Annotated in this window: 9 protein-coding genes and 2 tRNA genes; 3 read left to right on the top strand and 8 right to left on the bottom strand. The window is 44.1% G+C overall.

The features are described 5' to 3' along the window. Positions 1 to 90: 90 nt before the first annotated feature. Genes R7M92_RS24355 through phoB form a run of 3 tightly spaced genes read right to left on the bottom strand, consistent with a single transcriptional unit; the run spans position 91 to position 3,078 of the window. Positions 91 to 1,050, bottom strand: coding sequence for a PstS family phosphate ABC transporter substrate-binding protein (locus tag R7M92_RS24355; protein ID WP_042521153.1), 960 nt, complete (start codon positions 1,048 to 1,050; stop codon positions 91 to 93). After that, positions 1,050 to 2,348, bottom strand: coding sequence for a phosphate regulon sensor histidine kinase PhoR (gene phoR, locus R7M92_RS24350; RefSeq protein WP_161441027.1), 1,299 nt, complete (start codon positions 2,346 to 2,348; stop codon positions 1,050 to 1,052). Before phoR ends, R7M92_RS24355 begins: the two co-directional genes overlap by 1 nt. 40 nt (positions 2,349 to 2,388) lie before the next feature. Continuing rightward, positions 2,389 to 3,078, bottom strand: coding sequence for a phosphate regulon transcriptional regulator PhoB (phoB, locus tag R7M92_RS24345; RefSeq protein WP_005381752.1), 690 nt, complete (start codon positions 3,076 to 3,078; stop codon positions 2,389 to 2,391). A 224-nt stretch (positions 3,079 to 3,302) separates the two neighbouring features. Between phoB and rdgC the strand changes: the two genes are divergently transcribed. The 3 genes from rdgC (at position 3,303) to R7M92_RS24330 (ending at position 6,040) form a co-directional block, all read left to right on the top strand. Continuing rightward, the gene (gene rdgC, locus R7M92_RS24340) at positions 3,303 to 4,217 is read left to right on the top strand and encodes a recombination-associated protein RdgC (protein WP_017633930.1); all 915 of its coding nucleotides are present in this window, start codon (positions 3,303 to 3,305) and stop codon (positions 4,215 to 4,217) included. A gap of 165 nt (positions 4,218 to 4,382) precedes the next feature. After that, a complete protein-coding gene (yegQ, locus tag R7M92_RS24335; protein ID WP_318134509.1) occupies positions 4,383 to 5,783 on the top strand; it encodes a tRNA 5-hydroxyuridine modification protein YegQ in 1,401 nt (466 codons plus the stop codon). Between the two features lie 2 nt (positions 5,784 to 5,785). Next, positions 5,786 to 6,040, top strand: coding sequence for a YfhL family 4Fe-4S dicluster ferredoxin (locus R7M92_RS24330; protein ID WP_005381763.1), 255 nt, complete (start codon positions 5,786 to 5,788; stop codon positions 6,038 to 6,040). A gap of 42 nt (positions 6,041 to 6,082) precedes the next feature. Here the strand turns inward: R7M92_RS24330 and R7M92_RS24325 are convergent, their stop codons facing one another. The 5 genes from R7M92_RS24325 to R7M92_RS24305 form a co-directional block, all read right to left on the bottom strand. Beyond that, positions 6,083 to 6,391, bottom strand: a complete 309-nt coding sequence (locus tag R7M92_RS24325) for a hypothetical protein (protein ID WP_005381765.1) — start codon at positions 6,389 to 6,391, stop codon at positions 6,083 to 6,085. A 323-nt stretch (positions 6,392 to 6,714) separates the two neighbouring features. Beyond that, positions 6,715 to 7,551 carry a penicillin-insensitive murein endopeptidase gene (mepA, locus tag R7M92_RS24320; protein ID WP_054576952.1) on the bottom strand — a complete coding sequence of 279 codons (837 nt, stop codon included), beginning with the start codon at positions 7,549 to 7,551 and terminating at the stop codon, positions 6,715 to 6,717. 12 nt (positions 7,552 to 7,563) lie between these two features. Then, positions 7,564 to 7,896: a DUF1904 domain-containing protein gene (locus R7M92_RS24315; RefSeq protein ID WP_005381768.1), complete on the bottom strand. Its 333-nt coding sequence runs from the start codon at positions 7,894 to 7,896 to the stop codon at positions 7,564 to 7,566. Between the two features lie 474 nt (positions 7,897 to 8,370). After that, a tRNA-Trp gene (locus R7M92_RS24310) sits at positions 8,371 to 8,447 on the bottom strand. A gap of 35 nt (positions 8,448 to 8,482) precedes the next feature. Then, positions 8,483 to 8,559: transfer RNA gene (locus R7M92_RS24305), tRNA-Asp, on the bottom strand. Positions 8,560 to 8,672 lie beyond the last annotated feature (113 nt).

Below are 8,672 nucleotides of genomic sequence, written 5' to 3'. Positions count from 1 at the left end.
TTAGCATGAGTAGTTTTACAGGCAAAGCCGAAACGGATGATAACCACCTACTGAAGTAGGTGGTTTAGGGCTGAAAAATAAAAAGTCGGCTTACAGGCCGACTTTTTTTAACTCTTCTTCTGCAAAGTCTGCCGTAATGGGCACATAACCATCTTTCTCAACCAACGCTTGTCCCTGAGCAGAAAAGATAAAGCGAATAAACTCAGCTTCAATTGGTGTTAATGGGTAATCAGGGTGCTTATTCACGTAAACATATAAGTAACGTGATAGTGGGTACTTACCACTAACAATATGTTCTCGCGTTGGAGTCACGTAGTCATTTCCCATTTTAGCCACAGGGACTAAGCGCACGCCTGCCACTCGATAACCGACACCGGAATAACCAATTCCACTGATGGTTGACGCTACAGCTTGCACAACTGACGCGGAGCCTGGCTGCTCGTTAACTCGGGTCTTGAAATCGCCGCCACACAAGGCATTACTTTTGAAGTAACCATAAGTTCCAGAAACGGAGTTACGACCAAACAACTGTACGTTTCGCTTTGCCCACTGTGATTCAAGACCGAGTTGCTGCCAGTTTGTTACAAATTGACTTTCACCACAGCGTAGCGTGGCAGAAAACAAAGCATCTAATTGACTAAAGTTAAGACCTTGAATTGGATTATCTTGATGAACAAAAATACCGATTGCATCGATGGCTACCCTAAGCGCCGTTGGCTTGTAGCCATGTTCACGTTCAAACGCTTCAACCTCTCTTAAACGCATAGGGCGGCTCATGGGACCAAACTGAGCTGTTTGTTCGGTCAATGCTGGAGGGGCAGTAGAAGAGCCAGACGCTTGGACTTGCGCATTAATATTCGGGTAAATGGATTTAAACTCTTCAACCCAAAGCGTTGTCATACCCGCAAGTGTATCGGAGCCAACAGAGAGCAAGTTCCCGACAATCCCCGTCGTTTTATGATAAGTCGGCAATGGTTTATCTTGAGCGGCAGCCATAAAAGAACAAACAAGCGCGAATAAACTGAATGTTTTTGCCAATCGTAAAGCCATTATTTCACCACCAAACGCTCAGGCAATACGAAAGAAAACTTACTGCCCACACCTACTTCACTGTGAATTTCTAAATGAGAGTCATGGTGACTCAGCGCGTGTTTTACAATGGCTAGCCCTAAACCACTTCCACCAGTATCACGTGATCTTGCTTTATCCACTCGATAAAAACGCTCAGTAAGTCGATGGAGGTGCTGAGGTTCAATACCATCACCACTATCTTCCACCTCTAAGCATGCGCCTTGAGAGGTCTGGAACCAACGAACATTAATATTCGCACCAGGCGATGTGTATTTGACGGCATTATAAACGAGGTTAGAGATAGCACTACGTAACTGGTCATCATCGCCCAGCACGCGTAGGCTAGCATCAACATCAAATTTCAATTTATGTTGGTTGTCCCCACTAAGGCTAACCGCCTCTTTTTCTAACACTTCAAGCATCGCGGGCACATTCACGACTTCCTCAAGCTCATGCATAGGTGCCGCTTCAATTTTAGATAGTGTCAGTAGTTGGTTCACCAAACTGTTCATGCGGTTAAGCTGCTCCGTCATGACACCATGAGCTTTGCTCCACATAGGACCCACAACCATATCAGGATCTTCTGTCATCTCAAGATAACCTTGTAGCACCGTCATTGGTGTACGCAGTTCATGAGATACGTTGGCAAAGAAGTTGCGACGCATTCCCTCAAGTTGTTTTAATTGGCTCACATCACGCACCACCATCAAATGTTCACCTTCGGTATACGGTACGATACGTAGTTCTAGCATGCGTTCGACGTTGAGTGGTGAACGCATTTCTAATGGCTCTGAGAAGTCTTTCTTGTTGAGGTACTTGATAAAATCAGGTGTACGAATGAGATTGGAGATCGGTTGACCTGAATCTTCTGGCCAATGGAAGCCCAGTAAGTGCTGAGCCAGCTTGTTGCACCAAACAATATTACCTTCAGCACGGAATACCACTACGGCATCGGGTAGCGATTCTGCACCATTTCGGAATCGACGAATAAGATTAGTAAGCTCTTTTCGTTTACGGCGTTGGCGCTGTTGTAAGCGATACAACCCATTGAACAAAGATTCCCAGTTACCACTACCAGATGGTGGCGTGAGGCGTTTTTCATCCCATAACCAAGAAGATAAACGTACTTGGTTATGCAAATGCCACACAAGCTGCAATGCCGTAGCAGCCAAAAGCAACCACGGCATATAACCGAATATCCAACCTACTATCACCCATGGGGTGTAAAAAAAAGCCAGCTCCCAGGCCAGCTTTTTCCACGTTAATCTTTCAACCACTCATAACTCCAGAAATGGTACCGATAAGCTGCGTGTTAATTTATGCCTTCGTCGAGAAGCGGTATCCAGCACCACGAACAGTTTGGATCAGCTTATCATGCCCTGCTGCTTCCAACGCTTTACGCAGACGGCGAATATGGACATCGACTGTACGGTCTTCGACATACACGTTGGTGCCCCAAACATTGTTTAATAGCTGCTCACGGCTGTATACGCGTTCTTGATGCGTCATGAAAAAATGAAGCATCTTAAATTCTGTTGGGCCCATGTCTAATGGCGCATCATTAGCCGTAACACGGTGCGATACAGGGTCAAGCTTTAATCCCTGTACATCAATTACATCTTCTAGTGCAGTCGGGGTAACGCGACGAATCACCGCTTTTAAGCGTGCAACCAACTCTTTAGGAGAGAATGGCTTGGTAATGTAGTCATCCGCACCGACTTCTAAACCGCGCACTTTATCTTCTTCTTCACCACGAGCGGTAAGCATCACAACTGGAATGTTGCGCGTTAATTCCTCTCGCTTCATATGTTTGATGAAGTTAATGCCACTACCGCCTGGTAACATCCAATCCAGTAAAACTAAATCAGGGAAGGGTTCAGCCAGTTTGGTTACTGCAGTATCGTAATCTTCCGCTTCTACCGCTTGGTAACCTTTCTGCTCAAGTACGAAGCACAGCATTTCGCGAATAGGAGCTTCGTCTTCAACAACCAGAATCCTTCTAGACATAATTGAGTAACCTTATGTTCGTTGAGCTAATGAATTTAAGAGACAAAGCGCCTCTCTATGCATAAGCATTATCACTACCAATTATGACACTTTTGTGACCTTTGAAAACAAATTTTCATATAACTTTCTTTTGAGGTTCATTCGGATATTTTTCATTTCTATTAAGACATCAGCACAAAAATTCCCTATGATTAGTCCCTTGTCATCAAGCCTAGAGAAGATTTATGTGGTTTAAAAACTGTCTGGTATACCGCGTTAACCGCGAGGTTACTTTTAACGCCGAACAACTAGAAACTCAGCTGTCTGAATTCCAATTCACCCCGTGTGGCAGTCAAGACAAACAGAAATTTGGCTGGGTCAGTGCAATGGGTAGACATGGCGATATGATGACTCACGTGTCAGAAAACCGCATTCTGATTTGCGCCAAGAAAGAAGAGAAAATGCTACCTGCCTCTGTGATCAAAGAATCATTGAATGCAAAAGTAGAAGCAATGGAAGCGCAAGAAGGTCGTCCTCTGAAGAAGAAAGAGAAAGACAACCTGAAAGATGACATCGTAATGGATTTACTGCCGCGCGCATTCAGCCGCAGCAGCCACACTCACGTGCTCATCATGCCAAAAGAAGGTTTTATCCTTGTTGATGCAAGCAGCTATAAAAAAGCAGAAGATGTATTAGCATTGCTTCGTAAAACCATGGGTAGTCTACCTGTTGTTCCTGCTATTCCAGAAGTGGCGATTGAAACTACGCTAACCGAGTGGGTGAAAAGCGGTGACACACCTCAAGGTATCAGCATGATGGACGAAGCTGAGCTAAAATCCGTACTTGAAGAAGGTGGTGTGATTCGCTGTAAGAAGCAAGAGCTAACCACTGATGAAATCCGCAACCACATCGCTGCGGATAAAGTCGTGACGAAACTTGCGCTTAATTGGCAAGATCGTATTGAGTTCATTATGACGGAAGATGCAGGCATCAAACGTCTAAAATTCTCTGATGAATTGAAAGATCAAAACGATGATATTCCACGTGAAGATCAAGCAGCTCGATTTGATGCAGACTTCTCTCTAATGTGTGGAGAGTTCAGTGCTTTCCTTCCCAACCTATACGATGCGCTAGGCGGCTTACCGAATCCTAACGCTTAATTTTGTATAAAGGTTAACCATAACGCCCTCACTTTTTTTGAGGGCGTTTTTCTATCTGAAGCACAATTACCCTAGTCACAGTTCACATTTTGACGTAAAATTTGCGCCCCATTTCCATTAGGTGGAATTGGCCTGACTTGTGATCAGATAAAAGAGAATTGAGCAATGACAACTGAGAAAGCATTCGTGCCTGAGCTACTATCTCCAGCGGGCAGCCTGAAAAACATGCGTTACGCATTCGCCTACGGGGCAGATGCAGTTTACGCTGGCCAACCTCGCTACAGCCTTCGCGTACGTAACAACGAGTTTAACCACGAGAACCTAAAAATCGGTATCGATGAAGCCCACGCCCTAGGCAAAAAGCTTTATGTGGTATGTAACATTCAACCACACAACTCGAAGCTAAAAACGTTCATCCGTGATCTTAAGCCAATCGTAGAGATGGGTCCTGACGCATTGATCATGTCAGATCCAGGCCTAATTATGATGGTTCGTGAAGCTTTCCCAGAAATGCCAATTCACCTTTCTGTACAAGCGAACGCTGTAAACTGGGCGACCGTTAAGTTCTGGGCAGCGAATGGCGTGGAACGTGTGATCGTTTCTCGCGAGCTGTCTCTAGAAGAAATCGAAGAAATTCGTGAGCATTGCCCTGAAACTGAGCTTGAAGTATTCGTTCACGGTGCATTATGCATGGCTTACTCAGGTCGTTGCCTACTTTCTGGCTATATCAACAAACGTGACCCTAACCAAGGCACTTGCACTAACGCATGCCGCTGGGAATACAAAGTTGAAGAGGGTAAAGAAAACGACGCTGGTGATATCGTAGAGAAATTCGACCCGACTGAAGCACTGCCTGTCGAAGTACAAGACGAGCGCCCTGAAACCACAATTGGTCGCGGCAAACCAACAGATGAAGTCGTTCTGCTTTCTGAAGCGCACCGTCCAGAAGAAAAAATGGCGGCTTACGAAGATGAGCATGGTACTTACATCATGAACTCTAAAGACCTACGAGCGGTTCAGCACGTTGAACGCTTAACTAAGATGGGTGTTCACTCATTGAAAATTGAAGGTCGTACTAAATCGTTCTACTACTGCGCACGTACCGCTCAAGTTTATCGTAAAGCAATTGATGATGCTGTAGCAGGTCGACCATTCGATGAAAGCCTAATGGGTACACTAGAAAGCCTAGCTCACCGTGGCTACACTGAAGGCTTCCTACGCCGTCATACACACGATACTTACCAAAACTACGATTACGGTTACTCAGTCTCTGATGCTCAACAGTTTGTTGGTGAATTCACTGGCAAACGTCGTGGTGACATGGCTGAAGTAGAAGTAAAAAATAAGTTTCTTGTCGGTGATAGCCTTGAACTAATGACGCCAAAAGGCAATATTGTTTTCACGCTAGAGGCAATGGAAAACCGCAAATCAGAGTCTATTGAAGACGCGAAAGGAAACGGTCACTTTGTATTCATTCCAGTACCAGCAGAGCTAGATTTAGAATATGGCCTATTAATGCGTAATCTAAACTCAGGGCAGGACACCCGTAACCCGACTGGTAAGTAACCATGGCCTTGCTCATTACTGATAAATGCATTAACTGCGACATGTGTGATCCCGAATGCCCCAATGGGGCAATCAGTATGGGAGAGAGCATTTTCGAAATTGATCCAGCGCTATGTACAGAGTGTAAGGGGCATTACGAAAAGCCGACCTGTCAGTCAGTGTGTCCAATTACAAAATGCATAATCACTGATCCGAACCATGTCGAAACTGAAGAGCAGTTGCTTGAAAAATTCGTGATTATTCAAGGGTTAGCATAAGAGCAATTAGGTTCAACTTTGGCATCAAAGTTGAACCTTTTCTCAACCTGATTTTTCAATAGGGATAATATTGCAGAACAGCTCTTTTTCAAAATGATACTCTAGTCTCTCACGCCAATTTTCCGCTTGAGAAACAGGTATTAAATAAAAGTTTTCTCGGCTCGTATCAGTAACGAAAGCCATTCCATATTGCATCAGCTCATAATGCACATCATTAACAAAACCCGGATCAAGGCGTTGACGCCCAGTCAGGTGATTCACATCCTCTCGAGTCAAAGAGACTCCTTTAGTATCACTGCTAAATCTGTGTCTTAACCACTCTGCAAATTCTTTTGCACAAATCATAGTCATGGTTTTGTCCTTGATTTACTCTTCTAACAGGAAAAGGGTATATCCCTGCCTTACACACTTGTCTGCGTTGTTATCGCTTTTTAGCCAACTGACAGACATATTGCTAAGAAACCAGAGTATCGTGACGAAAGATCTTTTTCTAAACAGAGAAGTTACAACTTACCCATACTACAACTCTTTGTTTAATTTAGATTTCTATAATATGTCCCCAAAACTGATTGGGTTAGTTTTTGTATTGGTACTATTCAATGTAGACAAAAGTATGATGTTTCTCCAGTTTCATAAAAGAGATCACCAAGTACAGATAAACCTGAAGAGTAACACTAATTAGGATTGATAAGCGGCAAGCATTGAGGTGGAACGACTTTTTTTCGTTTGGGCTTAGAGGTTGTTTTTACCCGTTGAGGGGTATCAGTAGGTTTTGCTTTCGGGGCCCAACTTGCAAGCTCAGCACCGCAACCATCACCTACTGGAGGTGGTGCTTGATCAACACAATAGTCGCTCGAATCAGGACAAGATAACCTGACGTGAAAGTGGTAATGATGCCCCCACCATGGACGTACTTTACGTAACCAAGAACGATCTTTGCCGTTTTCTTGCAAGCAAAGTTGCTCCTTAATAACAGGATGTACAAAAATTCGTGCAACATCCTTACTTTTTGAAGCGTACCGAATTAGCTTAAAGTGCCGTACTTCCCAGCGATGATTAAGTATGGAATAACCTTTTAAATCCACCACACTCATGGGCTTAGGAAGTTGTAATTCGTTATAAGAAAGCGGTTGGTCAGCAAGTCTTAACCAAATATCGATATCTAACCCGGTTTGATGACTAGAATGACCAGAGGAGAACCTTCCACCTCTAGGTAAAGACAAATCACCAATCAGCAGAGTGGTGTTGAGATTTTGGTGAGCTTTAAGCGCCAGATTTTCAATAAACTCTATCGTTTTAGGGTGCCCATAGTAGCGCTTCGTTTTACTACGTAAGACTTGATAACCAACGCCATCGAGAGGCAAGGGTAATGCACCATCTAAACAACCGTTAGCATAACTACCAATAGAGGAGGAAGAGTTTCGGGTAGGATTAACCGCAGACTCCCAAGGAGTAGAACATACTGAAGCTGAGAAACATAAACCCAAAGTTACAATGAAACTCAGCCTCATAGCCTTTAACCTTTAGTAGTGTTCGCCATTATCGTAATAAGCTTTAGGAGATAAGGCGGAAAAGATAACTGCAACATCAATATCGGCACCAGCGATACCGCGCACTTGTTGCGTAATAAGCTTGGCAACTTCATCTTGCACTTCCTGGCCACGGTCGAACCAAAGCACTTCGACAAAAGGATATGCAGCACTCACCTCACCCTCATTGAAAAACGTAGTGTAGATATACTCAAAAGTAAAATCCTCACGCGGACAGTCCATTAGAGGCTGAAGTTCATCCGTAAGGGGTTTTGATAATGCCTGAACAGCTTGTGGCTCTACAGCACGGAATCGAAAATGTGGCATAAACTTACTTCCTAATTATTAGCATCAATGCATGATGATAACAGGAACCAAGTCAGTAATCATCCAAGCCAATGTAACCACTGACCTTTCAATAGATTGTGAATCAGATGTGCTCGATAACGAAGAAAAAGCGTTATGAAAATTCGAAGGTAAAACAGAAAGAGCAAAGCGATACATCAACATTTAATAATTACATTACTAGAAAATAAAACTATCTGAAGCAAAGGTATGCCATATTCGTTGGATAAACATACACCTGACGTCGAAACTATACGTTAGGAATAAAAAAGCCCCTGACCTAAGCCAGAGCTTATGAACATGGGGGATAGGTGAAGTGGACCAATATCCCGGAGATATGAACTTTCAATCCCCCGATACTTTGGTATCAGAGGAATCGACAACTCTCCAACTAGTCAGATTCTCTTTTCTTCAGATGCAAAAAAGCCCCAGCATTACTGCTGAGGCTTTAGAGTATGGCAGGGGTGGAGAGATTCGAACTCCCAACACGCGGATTTGGAATCCGCTGCTCTGCCAATTGGAGCTACACCCCTGTAATTCGTGTTTATTGAGACGACGCTCAAATAAGTGGCGGAGTGGACGGGACTCGAACCCGCGACCCCCGGCGTGACAGGCCGGTATTCTAACCAACTGAACTACCACTCCGCAGTGGTATCACTCGCTTTAATAAGCAAGCATCCAAAATTTAAAGCCTGGCGATGTCCTACTCTCACATGGGGAAGCCCCACACTACCATCGGCGCTATTTCGTTTCACTTC

The sequence above is a fragment of the Vibrio sp. Vb2880 genome (assembly GCF_033337975.1).
In the GTDB taxonomy this organism is placed as follows: Bacteria; Pseudomonadota; Gammaproteobacteria; order Enterobacterales; family Vibrionaceae; genus Vibrio; species Vibrio alginolyticus.
Note: the sequence above shows the minus strand (reverse complement) of the source record. Positions and strands in the feature narration are given on the sequence as shown.

What these genes read in the sequence shown, in the direction of transcription:
- yegQ (WP_318134509.1), top strand. Translation starts at nt 4,383, where the DNA reads ATGACAACTGAGAAAGCATTCGTGCCTGAGCTACTATCTCCAGCGGGC.
- R7M92_RS24315 (WP_005381768.1), bottom strand. Translation starts at nt 7,896, where the DNA reads ATGCCACATTTTCGATTCCGTGCTGTAGAGCCACAAGCTGTTCAGGCA.
- phoB (WP_005381752.1), bottom strand. Translation starts at nt 3,078, where the DNA reads ATGTCTAGAAGGATTCTGGTTGTTGAAGACGAAGCTCCTATTCGCGAA.
- rdgC (WP_017633930.1), top strand. Translation starts at nt 3,303, where the DNA reads ATGTGGTTTAAAAACTGTCTGGTATACCGCGTTAACCGCGAGGTTACT.
- R7M92_RS24330 (WP_005381763.1), top strand. Translation starts at nt 5,786, where the DNA reads ATGGCCTTGCTCATTACTGATAAATGCATTAACTGCGACATGTGTGAT.
- mepA (WP_054576952.1), bottom strand. Translation starts at nt 7,551, where the DNA reads ATGAGGCTGAGTTTCATTGTAACTTTGGGTTTATGTTTCTCAGCTTCA.
- R7M92_RS24355 (WP_042521153.1), bottom strand. Translation starts at nt 1,050, where the DNA reads ATGGCTTTACGATTGGCAAAAACATTCAGTTTATTCGCGCTTGTTTGT.
- R7M92_RS24325 (WP_005381765.1), bottom strand. Translation starts at nt 6,391, where the DNA reads ATGACTATGATTTGTGCAAAAGAATTTGCAGAGTGGTTAAGACACAGA.